Source organism: Variovorax soli NBRC 106424, from assembly GCF_001591385.1.
Taxonomy (GTDB): Bacteria; Pseudomonadota; Gammaproteobacteria; order Burkholderiales; family Burkholderiaceae_C; genus Variovorax; species Variovorax soli.
Genome location: NZ_BCUU01000006.1, coordinates 19,737 through 37,346 on the forward strand (window position 1 = coordinate 19,737; position 17,610 = coordinate 37,346).

The 17,610-nt window shown below is 65.8% G+C and carries 19 protein-coding genes and 1 other RNA gene; 9 read left to right on the plus strand and 11 right to left on the minus strand.

Going from position 1 to position 17,610, the window contains the following annotated elements; translation table 11 throughout:
- Positions 1 to 11: 11 nt before the first annotated feature.
- Positions 12 to 461 (minus strand): ribonuclease HI, encoded by a 450-nt coding sequence (gene rnhA, locus VSO01S_RS03320; protein ID WP_068640374.1) that lies wholly within the window; start codon positions 459 to 461, stop codon positions 12 to 14.
- Positions 458 to 1,264 carry a class I SAM-dependent methyltransferase gene (locus VSO01S_RS03325; RefSeq protein ID WP_174544704.1) on the minus strand — a complete coding sequence of 269 codons (807 nt, stop codon included), beginning with the start codon at positions 1,262 to 1,264 and terminating at the stop codon, positions 458 to 460. The genes rnhA and VSO01S_RS03325 overlap by 4 nt, the downstream gene beginning before the upstream one ends.
- Between VSO01S_RS03325 and gloB the strand changes: the two genes are divergently transcribed.
- Together gloB and VSO01S_RS03335 are read left to right on the plus strand one after the other, a co-directional pair.
- Complete coding sequence (gloB, locus tag VSO01S_RS03330; RefSeq protein WP_068640376.1) at positions 1,263 to 2,048, plus strand: hydroxyacylglutathione hydrolase; 786 nt, start codon at positions 1,263 to 1,265, stop codon at positions 2,046 to 2,048. The two genes, VSO01S_RS03325 and gloB, sit on opposite strands and share 2 nt — an antisense overlap.
- Entirely contained in the window at positions 2,045 to 3,547 is a 1,503-nt protein-coding gene (locus VSO01S_RS03335; protein ID WP_068640377.1) for a transglycosylase SLT domain-containing protein, read from the plus strand. Before gloB ends, VSO01S_RS03335 begins: the two co-directional genes overlap by 4 nt.
- Positions 3,548 to 3,598: 51 nt before the next feature.
- On the opposite strand, the gene VSO01S_RS03340 is transcribed toward VSO01S_RS03335, so the two are convergent.
- The 7 genes from VSO01S_RS03340 to dnaX form a co-directional block, all read right to left on the minus strand.
- On the minus strand, positions 3,599 to 4,432 hold the full coding sequence (locus VSO01S_RS03340) for an ABC transporter permease (protein ID WP_068640378.1): 834 nt from the start codon (positions 4,430 to 4,432) through the stop codon (positions 3,599 to 3,601).
- Positions 4,433 to 4,453: 21 nt separating this feature from the next.
- Positions 4,454 to 5,269 (minus strand): ABC transporter ATP-binding protein, encoded by an 816-nt coding sequence (locus tag VSO01S_RS03345; RefSeq protein WP_068640379.1) that lies wholly within the window; start codon positions 5,267 to 5,269, stop codon positions 4,454 to 4,456.
- An 80-nt stretch (positions 5,270 to 5,349) separates the two neighbouring features.
- Positions 5,350 to 6,384: an ABC transporter substrate-binding protein gene (locus tag VSO01S_RS03350; RefSeq protein ID WP_068640380.1), complete on the minus strand. Its 1,035-nt coding sequence runs from the start codon at positions 6,382 to 6,384 to the stop codon at positions 5,350 to 5,352.
- Between the two features lie 138 nt (positions 6,385 to 6,522).
- A complete protein-coding gene (locus VSO01S_RS03355; protein WP_068640381.1) occupies positions 6,523 to 6,915 on the minus strand; it encodes an MAPEG family protein in 393 nt (130 codons plus the stop codon).
- Positions 6,916 to 6,938: 23 nt separating this feature from the next.
- A complete protein-coding gene (recR, locus tag VSO01S_RS03360; RefSeq protein WP_068640382.1) occupies positions 6,939 to 7,529 on the minus strand; it encodes a recombination mediator RecR in 591 nt (196 codons plus the stop codon).
- A 35-nt stretch (positions 7,530 to 7,564) separates the two neighbouring features.
- A complete protein-coding gene (locus VSO01S_RS03365; protein ID WP_068640383.1) occupies positions 7,565 to 7,897 on the minus strand; it encodes a YbaB/EbfC family nucleoid-associated protein in 333 nt (110 codons plus the stop codon).
- A 61-nt stretch (positions 7,898 to 7,958) separates the two neighbouring features.
- Positions 7,959 to 9,917, minus strand: a complete 1,959-nt coding sequence (gene dnaX, locus VSO01S_RS03370; RefSeq protein ID WP_068640384.1) for a DNA polymerase III subunit gamma/tau — start codon at positions 9,915 to 9,917, stop codon at positions 7,959 to 7,961.
- A gap of 104 nt (positions 9,918 to 10,021) precedes the next feature.
- Here dnaX and ffs point away from each other — a divergent pair.
- Both ffs and VSO01S_RS03380 read left to right on the plus strand, forming a co-directional pair.
- An RNA gene (ffs, locus tag VSO01S_RS03375) (signal recognition particle sRNA small type) lies at positions 10,022 to 10,118 on the plus strand.
- A 131-nt stretch (positions 10,119 to 10,249) separates the two neighbouring features.
- Complete coding sequence (locus VSO01S_RS03380; RefSeq protein WP_068640385.1) at positions 10,250 to 11,869, plus strand: site-specific integrase; 1,620 nt, start codon at positions 10,250 to 10,252, stop codon at positions 11,867 to 11,869.
- Here the strand turns inward: VSO01S_RS03380 and VSO01S_RS03385 are convergent.
- The gene (locus VSO01S_RS03385) at positions 11,866 to 12,438 is read right to left on the minus strand and encodes a hypothetical protein (protein WP_068640386.1); all 573 of its coding nucleotides are present in this window, start codon (positions 12,436 to 12,438) and stop codon (positions 11,866 to 11,868) included. The genes VSO01S_RS03380 and VSO01S_RS03385 overlap by 4 nt on opposite strands.
- Positions 12,439 to 12,683: 245 nt before the next feature.
- On the opposite strand from VSO01S_RS03385, the gene VSO01S_RS03390 reads away from it, so the two are divergent.
- The 4 genes from VSO01S_RS03390 (at position 12,684) to VSO01S_RS03405 (ending at position 15,396) form a co-directional block, all read left to right on the plus strand.
- Complete coding sequence (locus VSO01S_RS03390) at positions 12,684 to 13,280, plus strand: SHOCT domain-containing protein (protein WP_068640387.1); 597 nt, start codon at positions 12,684 to 12,686, stop codon at positions 13,278 to 13,280.
- Between the two features lie 296 nt (positions 13,281 to 13,576).
- The gene (locus tag VSO01S_RS27005) at positions 13,577 to 13,891 is read left to right on the plus strand and encodes a hypothetical protein (RefSeq protein WP_153305120.1); all 315 of its coding nucleotides are present in this window, start codon (positions 13,577 to 13,579) and stop codon (positions 13,889 to 13,891) included.
- Between the two features lie 129 nt (positions 13,892 to 14,020).
- Positions 14,021 to 14,386, plus strand: a complete 366-nt coding sequence (locus tag VSO01S_RS03395; RefSeq protein ID WP_068640388.1) for a hypothetical protein — start codon at positions 14,021 to 14,023, stop codon at positions 14,384 to 14,386.
- 809 nt (positions 14,387 to 15,195) lie between these two features.
- The gene (locus VSO01S_RS03405; RefSeq protein WP_068640390.1) at positions 15,196 to 15,396 is read left to right on the plus strand and encodes a hypothetical protein; all 201 of its coding nucleotides are present in this window, start codon (positions 15,196 to 15,198) and stop codon (positions 15,394 to 15,396) included.
- A 790-nt stretch (positions 15,397 to 16,186) separates the two neighbouring features.
- Here VSO01S_RS03405 and VSO01S_RS03410 read toward each other — a convergent pair.
- Positions 16,187 to 17,125: a hypothetical protein gene (locus tag VSO01S_RS03410; protein WP_068640391.1), complete on the minus strand. Its 939-nt coding sequence runs from the start codon at positions 17,123 to 17,125 to the stop codon at positions 16,187 to 16,189.
- 212 nt (positions 17,126 to 17,337) lie between these two features.
- On the opposite strand from VSO01S_RS03410, the gene VSO01S_RS03415 reads away from it, so the two are divergent.
- Positions 17,338 to 17,568 (plus strand): hypothetical protein, encoded by a 231-nt coding sequence (locus VSO01S_RS03415; protein WP_068640392.1) that lies wholly within the window; start codon positions 17,338 to 17,340, stop codon positions 17,566 to 17,568.
- Positions 17,569 to 17,610 lie beyond the last annotated feature (42 nt).

The window sequence follows — 17,610 nt, forward strand, 5'->3', positions numbered from 1 at the left end:
GGTGCGCGGCCCTAGAGCCGCCCGAGCGCCTTCTGCACGCCCTTGTTGGCCAGGGCGTCCGCGCGCTCGTTGCCTGGGTCGCCGGAGTGGCCCTTCACCCAGCGCCATTCGATCTGGTGACCGCCGCTGCTCACCAGCGCGTCCAGGCGGCGCCAGAGCTCGGCGTTCTTCACCGGCTGCTTGGTGGAGGTGATCCAGCCCTTGGCCTTCCAGCCCTTGATCCACTCGGTGATGCCCTGGCGCACATACTGGCTGTCCAGGTACAGCACGACCTTGCAGGGCCGCTTGAGCGCCGCCAGGCCCTCGATGACCGCGGTGAGTTCCATGCGGTTGTTGGTGGTGTTGAGTTCGCCGCCGAACAATTCCTTCTCGGTGGCGCCCGACTTGAGCCAGGCCCCCCAGCCGCCGGGGCCCGGGTTGCCCTTGCAGGCGCCGTCGGTGTAGATCTGCACTTCCGTCAACTTGACTTCTCTTTCTCTGCTTTCTTGTGTTTCTTGTGATGGTGCTGTGGCACGCGGTGCACGCGCCCGGTCACCGGCATCGGCGCGGCGCTGATCGCCGGCTTGCGCTTCCAGTCCGCCTGCAGCATGGTCATGCCGCGCACCCTTTTCACGGCCACGATGAAGTACACCGCGCCGAAGATGGGCCACCAGCGCTCGCCGGCCTTGTCGACCCAGCGGTAGCGCTCCAGCCACGACTGGCTTCGCACCGCCGGCCGGTACAGGCCGAAGTTGCCCGACTCCACCTCGAAATCGAGCAGGCGCAGCCAGTCGCGCATGCGCCAGTAGCCGATGAATTCGCCCGCCTCGGGCAGGAACAGCTCGCCGAAGCCCAGCCGCCGGTACAGGCGCGCGCGCCGCTGGCGCATGCCCCACAGGCTCGCGGGGTTCAGCCCGCAGATGACGACCCGGCCCTCGGGCACCAGCACCCGCTCCACCTCGCGCAGCGTGGCGTGCGGGTCGTGGCTGAGCTCCAGCGCATGCGGCAGCGCCACCAGGTCGAGGCTGTTGGCCGGGAACGGCAGCGCCGTGAAGTCGGTCAGGAGCGCCGAGCGCCGCAGCGGCGACGGCCGCTCGGTGGCCAGCCAGCGCCGCGGCATGCGGTTGGTGCGCAGGGCGTCGACCTCCGCCAGGCCCAGCTGCAGCGCGTGGTAGCCGAACAGGTCGGCCACCGCCTGGTCGAACCGGGCTTGCTCCCATTCGAGCAGGTAGCGCCCCGGCGGGGTCTCCAACCAATCTTGCAAACCTATAATTTGACCGCTCATGACCCTCGTTCCGCTGCCCGCCTTTGCCGACAACTACATCTGGATGCTGCACGACGGGGTCGGCGCGATCGTGGTCGATCCCGGCGACGCCAAGCCGGTGACCGATGCACTGGTCCGCGGCAATCTGAAGCTGGCCGCGATTCTAGTCACGCACCACCACGCCGATCACGTCGGCGGCGTCGACGAATTGCGCAACGCCACCGGCGCGCCCGTGTATGGCCCCGCTGGCGAGGTCATTCCCGAACCTTACCAGCCGCTGGCCCAGGGCGACAGTGCCCAGGTGATGGGCCTCACCTTCCAGGTGCTGGACGTGCCCGGCCACACCGCCGGCCACATCGCCTACTATCTGCCGGCCGAAGCCGCCTGGGACGGCACGCCGCTGCTGTTTTGCGGCGACACGCTTTTTTCCGGCGGCTGCGGGCGCCTGTTCGAGGGCACGCCGCGCCAGATGCTGGCCTCGCTCGACGCGCTGGCCGCCCTGCCGGCCGACACCCGCGTGTGCTGCGCCCACGAATACACACTTGGAAACCTGCGCTTCGCCCAGGCGGTGGAACCCGGCAACACGCAGCTGACTCAGTACATGGCGCAATGCACCGCATTGCGCGAGCGCGGCACGCCCACCCTGCCTTCGCGCATGGGCACCGAGCGTTCCGTCAACCCCTTTCTCCGCAGCCGCGAAGCATCCGTGCGCCAGGCGGTCCAGGCCCAAGCCGGCCTGGCGCCGAACGCCGCCGACGCCGATGTCTTTGCTGCGCTGCGCCAATGGAAAAACGAATTTCGATGAAGTTCCTGATTGCCGCCAGCCTGGCGTTCTCGCTCTTCCTGGCAGGATGCGCCACGCCCGGCTCGCCAACCCCCGAGACATCGGGCAGCACCGCCGTCCTTCCCTCCGGCCCCCTCAAGCCCCTCGCCACCAGCCAGCCCGGCTCGCGCAGCGTGGCCCTGATGGCGCCGCCGGCGGACATGTGGGACCGCATCCGCCGCGGCTTCAACATGCCCAACCTCGACAGCGACCTGGTGCGCACGCAGGAGCAGTGGTATTCGAGCCGGCCCGATTACATCCAGCGCATGACCGAGCGCTCCAGCAAGTACATCTTCCACATCGTCGAAGAGCTGGAGCGGCGCAACATGCCCACCGAGCTGGCGCTGCTGCCCTACATCGAAAGCGCCTTCAATCCGCAGGCCGTATCCAGCGCGCGCGCCGCGGGCATGTGGCAATTCATGCCGGCCACCGGCACCGACTACGACCTCAAGCAGAACCTGTTTCGCGATGACCGGCGCGACGTGATCGCCTCCACCCGCGCCGCGCTCGACTACCTGCAGCGCCTGTACGGCATGTTCGGCGACTGGCAGCTGGCGCTGGCCGCCTACAACTGGGGCGAAGGCAATGTGGGCCGCGCCATCGCCAGGAACCAGCGCGCCGGCCTGCCCGCGGGTTACACCGACATCAACATGCCGGCCGAAACGCGCAACTACGTGCCCAAGCTGCAGGCGGTGAAGAACATCGTGGCCAACCCCGAGCGCTTCGGCACCGAGCTGCCCTACATCGCCAACCACCCGTACTTCCAGACGGTGGCCCTGAAGCGCGACATCGACGTGAGCCTGGTGGCCAAGCTGGCGGACGTGCGCGTCGAGGATTTCCGCGCGCTCAACCCGGCCGCCCACAAGCCGGTGCTGCTGGCCAGCACCACCAGCGACATCCTTCTGCCCTGGGACAACGCGGCCGTCTTCGAGCGCAACTTCCAGGCCTACACCGAGGGCCAGTACGCCAGCTGGACCGCCTGGACAGTGCCCAGCACCATGACGGTGGCCGAAGCCTCGCAGCGCTCGGGCATGAGCGAGAGCGACCTGCGGGCCATGAACAACATTCCGCCGCGCATGCTCATCAAGGGCGGCTCCACGCTGATCGTTCCGCGTACTGCGCGCGTCCAGGAAGACGTGGCCGCCGTGGTGGCCGAGACCGGCACGCTGAGCTTCCAGCCCGAAATCGTCACGCGCCGCACGACCGTCAAGGCCGGCCGTTCCGACAGCGTGGCCAGCATTGCCCGGCGCTACAAGCTCAGCCCGGCCAACGTGGCGGACTGGAACTCGGTCGGCGCCAACCATGTGTTCAAGCGCGGCTATTCGGTGGTCGTGTACCTGCCGGTGCGCGCCGGCGCGGCGGCGCGGGTGGGGAGCGGCCGCAAGGCCACCAGCCAGCGCGCGCCTGTGGTGAAGAGTTCGTCGAAGACATCGGTGGGCACGTCCGCGCGCGGCGGCACGCCTTCGAAGAAGAAGCGCTGAAGCGCCCTCCTTCACGCCGGCGCGATTTCCTCGCGCCGTGCATCGCGCGGCTCAGATCTTCTCGGTCTCCCCTGCCTGCGGCTGCCAGGTCATGAGCCGGCGCTCGATGAGGCCGACCAGCGCATCGAGCACCAGCGCGAAGGCCGTGAGAACGATGATGCCGGCAAACACCGTGTTCACATCGAAGGTGCCCTCGGCCTGCAGGATGAGGTAGCCCACCCCGCGCGCCGAGCCCAGGTACTCGCCCACCACCGCCCCCACGAAGGCCAGGCCCACCGAGGTGTGCAGGCTCGAGAACACCCAGCTGGTGGCGCTGGGCAGGTACACGGTGCGCAGCAGCTGCCGCTGGCTGGCCCCGAGCATGCGCGCATTGGCCAGCACCGTGGGGCTGACCTCCTTCACGCCCTGGTAGACGTTGAAGAAGACGATGAAGAACACCAGCGTGACCGCCAGCGCCACCTTGCTCCAGATCCCCAGGCCGAACCACAGGCCGAAGATGGGCGCCAGGATCACGCGCGGCATCGAGTTGGCGGCCTTGATGTACGGGTCCAGGATCATGCTGGCCATGGGCGAGAGCGCCAGCCACAGCCCGAAGGCCAGGCCCAGCACCGTGCCGATGCCGAAGGCCAGCACCGTCTCGAGCAGGGTCGTGCCCAGGTGCCGGTAGATGTCGGCGTTGCCCGGCAGTCCTTCGGGAAACAGCACGTTGGGCGGCAGCGCCACCGGCAGAAACCAGCTCCAGATGCGGCCCAGCACCTGGATCGGCTGGCCGAAGAAGAAGGCGACCTTGTCGCTGCGCGAAGCCAGGTGCCACAGCACCAGCAGCAGCACCAGCAGGCCGATCTGCCAGGCGCGTGCGTTGCGTTCGTTCGGTTTGAGATTCATGGGCTTCCTCGGGTGTGCCGTTCAGGCGGCCTTCTTCAGCTGCTGGGCGTAGCCCTTGAGCACTTCGTCGCGCAGCACGCCCCAGATCTGCGTGTGCAGTTCCACGAACCGGGCATGGGTGCGCACCTCGGCCACGTCGCGCGGCCGCGCCAGGTCGATCACGAATTCGCCGATGGGCCGCGTGGCCGGCCCGGCGGAAAGCACCACCACGCGGTCGCTCATGGCAATGGCCTCGTCCAGGTCATGCGTGATGAAGAGCACCGCTTTTCGCTTGGCCGCCCACAGGTCGAGCACCTCGTTTTCCATCAACTGGCGGGTCTGGATGTCGAGGGCGCTGAAGGGCTCGTCCATGAGGATGATGTCCGGGTCCAGCGCCAGCGTCTGCGCCAGCGCGGTGCGCTTTCGCATGCCGCCCGAGAGCTGGTGCGGATAGCGGTCGCCGAAACTCGCCAGGCCCACGCGCGCCAGCCATTGCTGCGCCTGCTCGCGCGCCTGCGCCTTGGGCAGGCCGCGGTACTGGAGCCCGACGGCCACGTTGTCCAGTGCGCTGCGCCAGGGCATGAGCGCCTCGCTCTGGAACATGTAGCCGGCGCGTGCATTGACGCCGGACAGCGGCTGCCCGAACACCTTCACCGATCCGGACGAAGGCGCGAGAAGCCCGGCCCCCACATTGAGCAAGGTGGACTTGCCGCAGCCGGTCGGGCCCACCACCGACACGAACTCGCCCGCACGCACGCGCAGCGTGGTGTCGGCCACGGCGGTATAGCGTTGCGATGGATCGTCCTTCGAGCGGAAGGTGCACTGGATGTCGATCAGTTCGAGCGCGAAATCAGACATGTTTTTCGAAGGTGTGCATTCGGAAAAGAAAACGCCCGGCACGGGCCGGGCGGTGGCATGCGTTCATGCGCTCGGGCGCATCAGGCCTTGAAGCGTTCCTTGGCGCGCGCGGCGAAGTCGTTGGTGTAGGTGCGGGACAGATCGATCTTGTCGGCCTTGACCGCCGCGTCGAAGCTCGCCAGCGCCGTGAGCGCGGTCTTGGGTCCGGCCGCGGGAATGAGGCCGTCGGTGGCAATGGCTTCGCGCACCTTGTCGAACGAGGCCAGGTACAGCGCGCGGTCGCCCAGCAGGTAGGTCTCGGGCACGGTCTTGATGATGTCGCCGGGACCGGCCGTCTGCAGCCACTTCAGTCCGTGCACGATGGCGTTGGCCAGCGCCTGGCAGGTGTTGGGGTTCTTCTGCACGAACTCGGCCGAGGTGTACAGGCACGCGGCCGGCATGGGGCCGCCGAACACCTCCTGCGTGCCCTTGAGCGTGCGCGTGTCGCTGATGATCTTCACGTCGCCCTTCTGCTCGAGCATGGTCATCACCGGGTCGGTGTTGCTGATGGCGTCGATCTGGCCCGAGCGCAGCGCCGTGAGCGCGCCCGCCGCCACGCCCACCCCCACGTAGCTCACGTCGGCCGGCTTGATGCCCGCACGCGAGAGCACCAGGTTGGCCACCATGTTGGTCGAGGAGCCCGGCGCCGAGACGCCGATCTTCTTGCCCTTGAGGTCGGCCAGCGAACCGTAGGCCGGCAGGTTTTTGGTGGACACGCCCACCGCGATCTGCGGCGCCCGCCCCTGCAGCACGATGGACTGCAGGTATTGGTTCTTGGCCTGCAGATTGATGGTGTGCTCGTAGGCACCCGAGCACACATCGGCCGAGCCGCCGATGAGCGCCTGCAGCGCGCGCGCGCCACCCGCGAAATCGGAGATCTCGACCTCGAGCCCTTCGGCCTTGAAGTAGCCCAGCTGCTCGGAGATGGTGAGCGGCAGGTAGTAGAACGCCGCCTTGCCGCCCACCGAGATGGCCACCTTGGTCTTCTCGAGCTTCGGCTGCGCATAAAGCGCCGGTACCGCGATGGACGCCGCGGCAGCGGCAGAAGCAGAGACGAAGTGACGGCGATTGAGCATTCGGCAAGACCCGCGAGAAGCCACGACTTGTGGAGGTCGAAGGGAGCTTAGGTGGGCCGATTTTTCAGTACATCAGGAACATCCCGTGCGGGTTTCCACGTAAGCACGAAGGCCGCGTTCAGGCGGCGTTCGCGCGGCTCAAACACCAATGAAAAAGATGCCGATGTTGGCCACGAAAGCCAGCGCCCAGACGGTGCTGCGCAGGCTGCCCATGCCCGCGATGTAGAGGCCCGTGTAGACCACGCGCAGGAGCACGTAGGCCAGCGCGAGAAGGTCCAGCCGTTCCTGGTTGTAGCCCAGCTGGTGCGCGATGAGCACCGCGCCGATGAACAGCGGCAGCCCTTCGAAGCCGTTGGCCTGCGCCGCCATCGCGCGGGCGCGCCAGCCCTGCTGGCGCCCCATCCATTCGCGCGGCTGCTGGTTGTCCTTGAAGCCGAAGCCCCCGGCCTTGCCGATGTAGGCGCTGAGGTACGGCAGCAGCCCAGCGGCCAGCACGCACCAGTAGGCCAGGGTCAGCTTGGAGAAGTCCATGGTTGCGCCTTTCGTCCTCGGTTTCAGCGGCGGTCCACCAGCGCATGCGCGATGGTGCCCAGGTCGACGTACTCAAGTTCGCTGCCCGCGGGCACGCCGCGCGCCAGGCGCGTCACCGTGAGGCCGCGCTGGCGCAGCGCCTCGCCGATGACGTGCGCCGTGGCCTCGCCCTCGGCGGTGAAGTTGGTGGCCAGGATCACTTCGCTCACCTGGCCGTCCTGCGCCCGCTCGAAGAGCCGGGCCAGGCCGATCTCCTTGGGGCCGATGCCGTCCAGCGGGCTGAGCTTGCCCATGAGCACGAAGTAGTAGCCGCGAAAGGCGCCCGTGCGCTCCAGCGCCGCCTGGTCGGCCGGCGTCTCGACCACGCACAGCTTGGTCGCGTCGCGCCGCACATCGAGGCACACATTGCACACCGGCGCCTCGGTGAAGGTGTTGCAGCGCTCGCAATGCCGCACGTTCTGCGCCGCCTGCTGCAGCGCCCGCGACAGCAGCTGCGCGCCGTCGCGGTCGTGCTGCAGCATGTGGAAGGCCATGCGCGAGGCCGACTTGGCGCCCACGCCGGGCAGGCGGCGCAGCGCCTCGACCAGGGCGTCGAGCGAACTGGAATCGGCCATTCAGTGCGGCTGCCTGCCGTGGTGCATGCCGCGGATCAGAAGGGCAGCTTCATGCCGGCCGGCAGGCCCGGCATGCCGGCGGTGATCTTGCCCATCTTCTGCTCGCTGGTTTCTTCGGCCTTGCGCACCGCGGCGTTGAAGGCGGCGGCCACCAGGTCTTCGAGCATGTCCTTGTCGTCGCCCAGCAGGCTCGGGTCGATGCTCACGCGCTTGACGTCGTGCTTGCAGGTCATCACGACCTTGACGAGGCCGGCGCCGGACTCGCCCTCGACCTCGATGCTGGCCAGCTCTTCCTGGGCCTTCTTGAGGTTTTCCTGCATGGCCTGGGCCTGCTTCATGAGGCCGGCGAGTTGTCCCTTGTTGAACATGGTCTGGATCCTGACGTTGAATTGAAGATGAAGAAAAACGAAAAAGTATGGCGCGCGGGGCTCACACCGGCCGCAGGCTGCCGGGCACGATGCGCGCATCGAAGTCGCGCATCATGGCCTGCACCAGCGGGTCGTTGTGGATGGCCTCCTCGGCCTCCCGCTGGCGCGCCTCGGCCGCCTGCTTGTTGCGGCGCGCCGGGCTGTCGCTCACCGCGCCGATCTCGATCGCGATTTTGACGGAATGGCCGAGGGCCGCCAGCGCACCCTGCAATTTGTCGCGGCTGCCGGACTGGCCGAGCGATTCGCGCTCGATGCGCAGCAGCCACTGGTCCTCGTCGCGGCCCACCAGCTGGGACTGCAGCGCGAGTTCGCGCGCCAGGGCGCCGATGAGTTCCTTGGCCACCATGCTCGTGACGGTGGCGTACCAGAAGTCGCCCTCTTCGGTGGGCACGATGGGCGTGCTGCCGGACGGCTGGGCCTGGGGCATGTCACGCATGCCGGCCGTGCCCTGCACGCGCAGCGGCATGGCTTGCGCGCGGCTGGGCGCAGTGGACTGTTCCGGCGCGGCTGCCGCCGGGCGTCCCTGGGGCGCGTCGAGCACGGGCAGCCGGTGGCCAGGCGGCACGGGCTGCTCATCGATGGGCGCCGCATCCGCCATGGACTCGGGCTGCGGCTCGCGTTCGTCGTTCGGGCGGCTCGAGGCCTGCGGATGCGGCTCGCGCACCGGCGGCTCGGGATCGCGCGCAGGTGGATGCACGGGCGCCGGTGCCGGCGCAGGCGGAGGCGGTGCAGAAGGCGACGGTGCCGGCGAAGCCGGAAGCGAAACAGGCGGCGGAACCGAGGACGAATTGGCCGCCGGCGCACGCCGCGGCGCCGCCTCGGCTTCATTCAGAGTTTTTTTTTCCGCCGCGCCCGTGGGTTTGAAGGCCAGGGGCCGCAGCAGCACCATGGTGAGCGCCGCGTACTCGTCGGGAGCCAACCCCAGCTCACCGCGGCCGTGCAGGCACAGGCTGTAGAGCAGCTGCGTTTCTTCCGGGGCCATCGAGGCAGCCAGCCGCGCGGTTTCGCCCGCCTCGGCATCGGACGCGTCCAGCGCCGCGCCGCGGCCGGGCACGGCCTGCAGCACGGCCATGGCCTGCAGCACGGTGGTCATCTCTTCGAGCGTGGAGGCGGCCGAGAGGCCGTCGCGGCGCAGGCCTTCGGAGATCTCGACGACGGTCTTGCCGTCGCCCTGCGCAATGGCGTCGATCAGGCGGAACACATGGCCGCGGTCCACGCTGCCCAGCATCTGCCGCACGCCGGTTTCGACGAGTTCGCCGTTGCCGTAGGCGATGGCCTGGTCGGTGAGCGACAGCGCATCGCGCATCGAGCCGCGCGCGGCGCGCGCCAGCAGGCGCAGCGACCCCGGCTCGGCCGGAACGCCCTCGCCCGCCAGCACGCGCGTGAGGTGCTCGAGGATGGTTTCGGGCGCCATCGGCCGCAGGTTGAACTGCAGGCAGCGCGACAGCACCGTGACCGGCACCTTCTGCGGATCGGTGGTGGCCAGCACGAACTTGAGGTACTCGGGCGGCTCTTCCAGCGTCTTGAGCATCGCGTTGAACGCGGTGTTCGACAGCATGTGCACTTCGTCGATCATGAAGACCTTGAAGCGGCCCTGCACGGGCTTGTAGACGGCCTGCTCAAGCAGCTGCTGCACTTCGTCCACGCCGCGGTTGGAGGCGGCGTCGAGTTCGGTGTAGTCGACGAAGCGGCCCGCATCGATGTCGCGGCAGGCCTGGCACACGCCGCACGGCGTGGCGGTGATGCCGCCGTTGCCGTCGGGCCCCTGGCAGTTGAGCGACTTGGCCAGGATGCGCGACACGGTGGTCTTGCCCACGCCGCGCGTGCCGGTAAAGAGGTAGGCATGGTGCAGGCGCTGCGTGCCCAGCGCGTTGGCCAGGGCCTGCACGACATGCTCCTGCCCGACCATCTCAGTGAAGTTCTTGGGACGGTGTTTGCGAGCGAGCACGAGATAGGCCATCGGCGCATTTTAGGCGGCCCGAACGTCCCTTTTTTCGAAGCGGTGCGCGTTCGCTGAAGACCTCAGCGCCGGTCCGGCAATCGGCGTCGCCTACAATACGAGTCGACGGGCCTCCCCGCATGGTGAAGCGGCCAACCGGGTCAGGTGGGGAACCAAGCAGCCCTAACTGCGTAGTCAGTGCCGGGGGTAAGGCTCGTCACCATATTTTTCGATTTGGGTTCTCCGAGGGAAAACAGGCAAATCCAGCATCCATGCGGCTTTCAGGCCGATCCGGTGTGAGCGTGAGGTGTGCACCTGACCTCTGTTCAACCGGACCTCAGGACCTGACACGTATGGCATCCCCACAGCGCAAGATCACCGGCCTCAAGCGCCGCAAGCTCGGCTTTTATCTAACCATCATTAAGCCGCTGGACCTCCAGTCCTCGCCGGCTGATCGGTACGCCTTTCGCGGCACTCTAAGCACTCGGGATGAAGCCGAGGCCCGCATAAAGGCCATGGCGATCCGGGCCGACCTAGAGGCCCAGTGGGCCGCTGAACGGGAGCGCCGCAGGCCCGCCCCCCTCACAAAGCCCACTGAGGCTCTAATCGATTCCCTCGCGCATGTAGTTCGCCACGCCGTCCTCTCTGGTGATGACCGGTTGCGCGTCGAACCCGAGGGTTTGGACGCAGTGCTCGCCTCCTACGAATGGGAGGGGAATCCGTCCGCACTGGAGCGCCGGCTCTTGCTTCGGCTGGGGCTTGCTGAGGAATGGGCACGGCAGGCGGCCGCAGGCGATCTGACGGCGATCACGTTGCGCGTCAACCGACTGACGGAGCCGATGGGCTTGCATATCGATTGGGGCGGCACGGAGGGCAAGGTGGGCTTGCTGAAGCTCGCCCGTGTCCTGGCAAAGGCCAGCGCCGATGCCGCTGCACGGGATCGCGGGGAGTTGATCGACACCCCGAGGACGCCAGCGCCCATCGCCACGCCGCAGGAAACCCCATGCATTCCGGCGCCAGCCAGCGGGCCCAGCCTGCAAGACCTGTTCGCCGAATGGAAGGCGATCAAGACGCGCAACGCGCCGGCCATCAAGATCACCGAGCGGGCTATGGCGATCATGGGCGAACTGGGCCTAGACATCCCAGTCAACCAACTGGACCGAACGCACGCCGCGAAGCTTCGTGCGCATCTGGTCGCCCAGGGCCTCCGGGGAACCTCGGTGAAGAATCTCATTTCCCCCATTCAAGCGCTACTGAATGTGGGCGTGGACGCGGGCAAGATCAAGGCGAACCCGTGGTTCGGGCTCAAGGTCGATACCTCCGACTCTGTGGAGCGCCAGCCCTGGCGGCTGGAGGACCTGAAAAAGCTTGCCCAGGCCAACGAGAAGCGCACGGACACCCACGCGGAGCACAATCGATGGCTATTCCCGATCCTGCTGCATACCGGTTGCCGTATTGGCGAGGTCGCCCAGCTTGAGCTGGCGGACATTGCGGTCATTGACGGACACTGGGCCATTGAGATTCACGCTCGAAAGACCGAGGGCCACCACAAGCGCACAGTGAAGACCAGGGCCGGTAATCGAATGGTTCCCGTCCACCCTGCCCTAGTCGCCCTGGGGTTCCTAGAGCACGTCCAAGCCCTCAAGGACGCCGGGGAGCGCTTCCTGTTCCCCGCGTTCATCCAGAAGGGCAAGCGCCGGCCTGGCGATCTAGCGGGCATCGACTTTGCCGAGCTTCGCCAAGCGGCGGGCGTTCCTATCGAGGAGTTCTGGACGGCGCACTCGATCCGCCACAACGTCCGCTCCGCCATGGTGGCCGCCAACATCAACGAGACGCAAATTGACCTCACCATCGGGCACGAAAACGGCAAGGTGCAAGGGCGCTACAGCCACGCCATGATGCCGGGGCTAGTCCGAGCTATCGAGGCGCTCGATTGGTCGGCAGTGGGCTACCCCTTCACGAGAGCCGTTTAGCCTTTGGCGCCTATCCCGGGATCGTTCTGGGCGTCCTGCGCTGGCGGCTGGGGGCCCAGTGCCTGCTCCTCGGCTTCCAGCAATTTCGCCTCGGTCCGCATCGCGATGGTGCGGTACACGGAATTGAGGACGTTGAGCCTCGCGAGCACTCTGTCCATAGCCGCAATGGAACTCGCAATGATCCCCGCCATACTGAGCCACATGGCGGACACTATGAGCCACTTGATCGATATGCCCTCGTCTATGGCAGCCGAGGTCAATCTCGCCGCAGACGGCGCTAGGGTGAAAAGCATGAAGATAAGGGCGCACGTGATAGCCATCAGGAACATCACGAGCATGTAGCCTGTGTATATCGGGATCAACTCCGGCGACCGGAGAAGAAGCGCTTTGTCGAAGTCATGTTGCTCCCTACGCGCCTTTGTCCTATTGCCGGCCCAGGTCGCAAGGAATCGCGGCACGGCCGCCAGGCGCCCGTACATCCACTGGCTCGCGAAGTTGACCAAGATGCCAACGATGACCGAACCAAACCAAAAGCCCGGCGTAGACAAAAGCTTCAGTGTCTCTTCCATTTCCCCGTCCTCTTCTCAAACTATGAGCCGATGTTAGACGGGGCTGGGTCCGCGCCATCGAAGCGCGCGATTGGTCGGCAGTGAGCTAACCCGATCAAGCGGCCCCTGCATCGGCGTGACGCCCAGCGCGTGAAGTAGTCCCCCTCCGCGCCCTCTTCGTGTCGTCCCCACAACGGATGACCGTCTCGCGCCGCTGTTCGCGTTAGCCTCAGAGCTCCCCAACAACAGTTCGAAGCCACCCCGATATGCGCCGCATCCTGATCGCTTTTGTTGCCCTTGTCCTCGCAGCCTGCTCCACCAGCTACTCGACGCTGAAGGCCGAGAACTCGGCGACCCAAGTCCTGTACGAAATCCCCGAGCAGCAAGCGTTTCAGATCGCGTTCTCTTCGCTGGGGCGCCTCCTGCCTGGCTATGAAATCACCGACATTGACGGGCCGCTCAAGGGCTACACCGCGACCTTCCGATTCGTCCTCGACACGTACACCCAACAGGTCATGGTCGTCCCGGCGACCGGCAAGGCCAGCGACGGGCGCAACATCCGGGGCTACTACTTCGAGGTCTCGGGTCGCGGCACATCCGGCCAGGGCGTCGCCAAGAACGGCCAGTTGTTCGATATGGTGGCCGAGGCCGCAAAGGCGACCGGCAAAGGCGTTGCGGTTTCCGGAGTCGCAAACAGCTCGTACACGGGCGCCCAATGGAAGCAGGGCCAAGCAGGACAGAAGTCCAGCGGCAGCAACGAAGCCATGGACCAGCTAGAACGCCTCAAGTCCCTCCGCGATGGCGGCGCGATTACCGCCGACGAGTACGAGAAGAAAAAGAAGGAGCTGCTCGACCGCATTTGAGCCCGCTTGGGGCGCAGGGGTGTCGCAGGCGGACGACACGTTGACGCCCCGCAGTGGACACAGGGCGCCGGGCCCTTGCCTCGTTCCCGCTCTGTCGCTCTGTCAGCGACCAACGGACTAGTGCCCCTCTGCGCATTGCGGGCCGCGTGACATCTTTGCGCGAGTGCGCTGTAGTTCCGGGGTTGTCACTTCCACCCGGAGCCATGCCCCAAGGAACACCGTTCACGCACACGCAACAGGTCCTCCTCGACCGGATGCGAAAAGCCCTGGACCGACAGTCACCAAGATCAATTTCAGTGGACTACGGGGCAACCGAAGACCGCCTGATCTTCCCCGCAACGCTGTGCGCCGCAGAAGTGACCGGAGGGACCAAGGAGCCGCTGGTGTCGATCCTGACCGGGCCAGCTATCGGCGGGGACGGCTACGCGGTCTTGGCTGCAGACGGGGCCACTTTGGCCAATCGAGTTAGTTTTGTTCTCGCCGCAGAAGTGGCCCGGGCCGCCGCGTGGCGCGTCCGCGACATGGGCTTATCAGGCTTGACATTCGAGTGTTCGCCCCTCGGGGAAATTCAATTGCGACGTAAGCCCCTGCCGCGAAACAACAAGGCGTAAGTGACTTACGTTCGAACTGCTGAGAGTGATTCGCGCTGAAGACCCTCAACTAGGTGAGTCGTGCTACGACAACGCGCGAACGTTGTCGCAAATTGAAGGCCTCGCACAACTCCATAGGACTTACCGGCCATGCAACCACATACGACCTTCACCGCATCCCATCGCGCAGCTATCGCCGCCCTTTGCTGCGACCTCACCCGACGCCTGCAGCATCCCGTGACCGTCGAGTACGGCGCCACTGATGACGACCGTTTCCACGATGCCGCCTTGTGCGTCGAGGAGCTTCCAGTGGGCTCCTGGGGCTCACCCGGCCCTCTGGTGTCCATCCTCGCCGGCCCAGGGATCGGGGGCGGCCTGGCAGTCATGGCGGCCGATGGTTCCTCCTTGGCCGATGGCGTTGACCTCGGACACGCCGTCCAGGCCGCTCGGGCCGCCGCGTTGCAGCAGTTCCGCAGCGTCACCGATGGCGCCCTCCAGTTTTCCGGGGCCGCCTGATGACAGCACAGACCTTCACCGCAACCGACGCCATCAACCATCCCGCGATCCGCGTAGCGATCTTGGCCGGCCAGAAGGTCGCGGAGGCCACGGGGAACAGGCCCGAGCCCGCAGCGCTGATCAAACTGGTGAACGCGGCCCTGCCAGTGGTCGCCATGATCGAGGAAGCGCATAGACCCCAGGGGACCGAGGATGACCCCGAGGGCGCTGGGTGGACCGAGCGGGTCTTGGTAGCGATGCTTTCCGGGGCGCTGGTAGCTGCAGGGGACCACCCTGGGCAGCTGAATCCCCCCGGCACAAGCGCCCGCCGTGCTGCGCGAGCACATTAAAGACCTCCGAGCCGCGTGCATTCACGAGCACGAGCACACGACTGTGGCGTTTCACTTTGGCGTCCCGGGCCGCGCGGTAATCAAGCGAAGCCCTACAGCCGAATGCCTAGCACTGCCCCGCAAGTTGTGGCCCTCCATCGTCGCTGCGGCGGACTGTGAGGAGCGCGGCTACCGCCCCGAATACTTAGGACCCTGCGAATAGGTTCCCCTCCGCTGTCTCCCCTCCCTGTCCGGCCTTTGTGCCGGACTTTTCGCTTTTCGGATAGTCTCCGCTGATTTAGCTCCGGACCGTCAAGAATGAAAAAGTGCCTACTCACCGTGGCCGCAGCGGGGGCCAGCGTGTGCTGCTTTGCCGCTGCGCCTGTTCAACCGGAGCCTACTTTCGCGATCAGTGGGGCGGGGTCTCGTCCATGCAGCGCATGGCTTGAGGCGCGAGGAAAGCGGGCCAGTCGGGACCCCGTTGCAATCATTGATGAGTCAATGATGGTGAGCTGGATTCAGGGCTTCTTCAACGGGATGAATGTCATGCGAGCCAGCAGCGGCAAGTTGGCCGTTGAACCCCCGAATGGGCAGGCCATGAACGAATTCATCGACCGCTATTGCAGCGGCAAGCCCAAGAGCAGCATCCTAGATGCCAGCATCGAGCTATATGTCTCCACGGAGCGAAAAACAGGCCGATAACTCGCCCCGCCGGGGCGTACCATGCGCCCCATGTGGACCTGCCGCACCTGTGGCCTCTCGATGATCTTCCGCGCTGCCCAGCCGGAGGTAGACGAGGACGGCCCCTACTTCCTGTGTGTCGGGTGCGGCGCCAGGAATGCGCTGGTGAACATTGCGGGCCACTTGGGTAAGACAGTTCTGAAGCAGCCGGAGGAGTGACCGTGGGCGCGGCCAAGTGCCCTATACGGCCCAAATCGGCCGTACTCCTTCTCGCAGCAGCATGGCTGCATGAAACGCGCCCGTAGCGTGTATCAGAAGGCCCGTTCCGTCCTCGTCTCGCTCCGCCTCGCACGATGCTCCCGACCTTTCCGCCTCTTCTTGAACAAGCGCGGCCAGGTCCGTTTGTGTCGGATCAAAGTGGTAGTACAGCTTCTGCATGCGCTCGCATTCTGGCCTTCATCGCGCGGCCCCGCGAAGTTAGCAGACCAACTGATTGCAAATCCGTCGAGAGGAGTCAGGTGGTTCTCGCGAGTAATCCCTCCCAAGGCGACGGCTCTAACGCCGCAGCCCTCGTGCTTCTATCGCACGGATTTGTTTTCGATCTCGTAGCCGCCCGCGTGCCGGGTCGCGCTGCAGCAGTTCCGCAGCGTGACCGATGGCGCCATCCAGTTTTCCGAGGATGACCCCGAGGGCGCCGGGTGGACTGAGCGTGTCCTTGTGGCAATGTTGGCGGGGATGCTCGTGGCCGCCGAGTCGCCCCGCTGAACCTCTCGCCCTTCTGCCGTATCTCGCTTTCGGCCTGGCGAAGCAGCTACCCCGGGTCACCGGTCAATAGCGCCGCCCGCTTCGGCCCTGCCGCCCATTCGCGAAGCGCTTCCGCCGAACCTTGTAGGTGTGGCGGAAGCCACAGCGCAACGAGTTCTAAGTTGTCCGGTGACAGGAAGCGAAGGACAGAGGCGGCGGCCTCTTCTGCAGCTGCGACCTCGGCATCCAGCTCCTCGAAGGGCTTGAGCAGCAGACGCAGCTTCGGCGTGGACAGCTGCTCGGGGTCGAGAGTCTCAAAGGATCGAAGGGCGTCAACGAAACGCTTTAGAAGCCGTCCGGTGAAGTCGAATCCGATCCACGGCATGGCTTCAAGAGTGCCGATGCTCTCGGTCGAGTACTTGGCACGCTCGCGGGACAGGCCCGGCGTCAGCGCCATCACGTTCTGAATCTCTTCTTCAGTCCGCTCCACCGAACGCGACACGACGAGTTCGCGACGAAGATGCGCGGCTTCTAGAGAAGTCAACAGCGCCGGCCCAAGCACCTTGACCATGCTGGACTCAACCTTCCGGACCCATTTGCCTCCGAACGCCCTGAACACAACATCCTTCAGCCTGTCTGCAATAGGGTCGGCCCCAGCTTGAAGGGAGCGGAAACGCGCGATCAAGTCGGCCCGCTGACGCCTGCGCTGGTATTCCGCGTGCACGGTCGAAAAGACCTCGTCGCCGAAGAAGCTCCGGCCGCAGTCCTTGCCCACGTTCGTCTCGACGCCATCCTCGGTGATCACCAAGAACCCGTTGTTGTGCGGCTGCCGGCACCCCTTCAATCCACAGGGGACCTCTCGTTGGAAGTGGTAGTCAGCTAGCACCGCCTTCAAGGCGTGCTGCTCATGATCCAGCGGGGCCACGAAGCCGGCTCGTGCCAGCAAGTCCTCGTAGGACTGCGGGCGATCCACCAGCGGCGCAAGAGGCTCTTGGGTGTCAATCATGAGCTGTCATTTTATACAGTACCTCAAAAATGACCACTTGGAGCTTTTAACTATTCATTAGTTATCAATAATAGCCAAAATAAAACATACCCAGGGTAGAGACCCTATGGCCCGGCGCCCTCTTCCCGCGCCTTCGCGACGCCCCCGAGGCCCGAATAAAGACGCACAAGGTGAACACCCCATCGCCAAGCGACCTCACCACATGCAACACCATGACCTCACAGCACTACTGCAAGGTCTGCAAGACCATGCACCCTTCCACTGAGTTCTATCGGTACGGCGGAACCGGGCCCAGCGCCGACAGGCTACGCACGTACTGCAAGAACGCCCAGAACGAACTGAGCGCAGCGCACCGCGCCAAGCGCATCGGCAGGCCATACAAGCCCGGCCGGTTCCTCCACGTCACCAAGGGAACGCCAATGTTCTCGAACCTCATCAAGTGACGCCGGCCGCAACTACGCGGCCTCCCCTTTTTGCTAGGCACT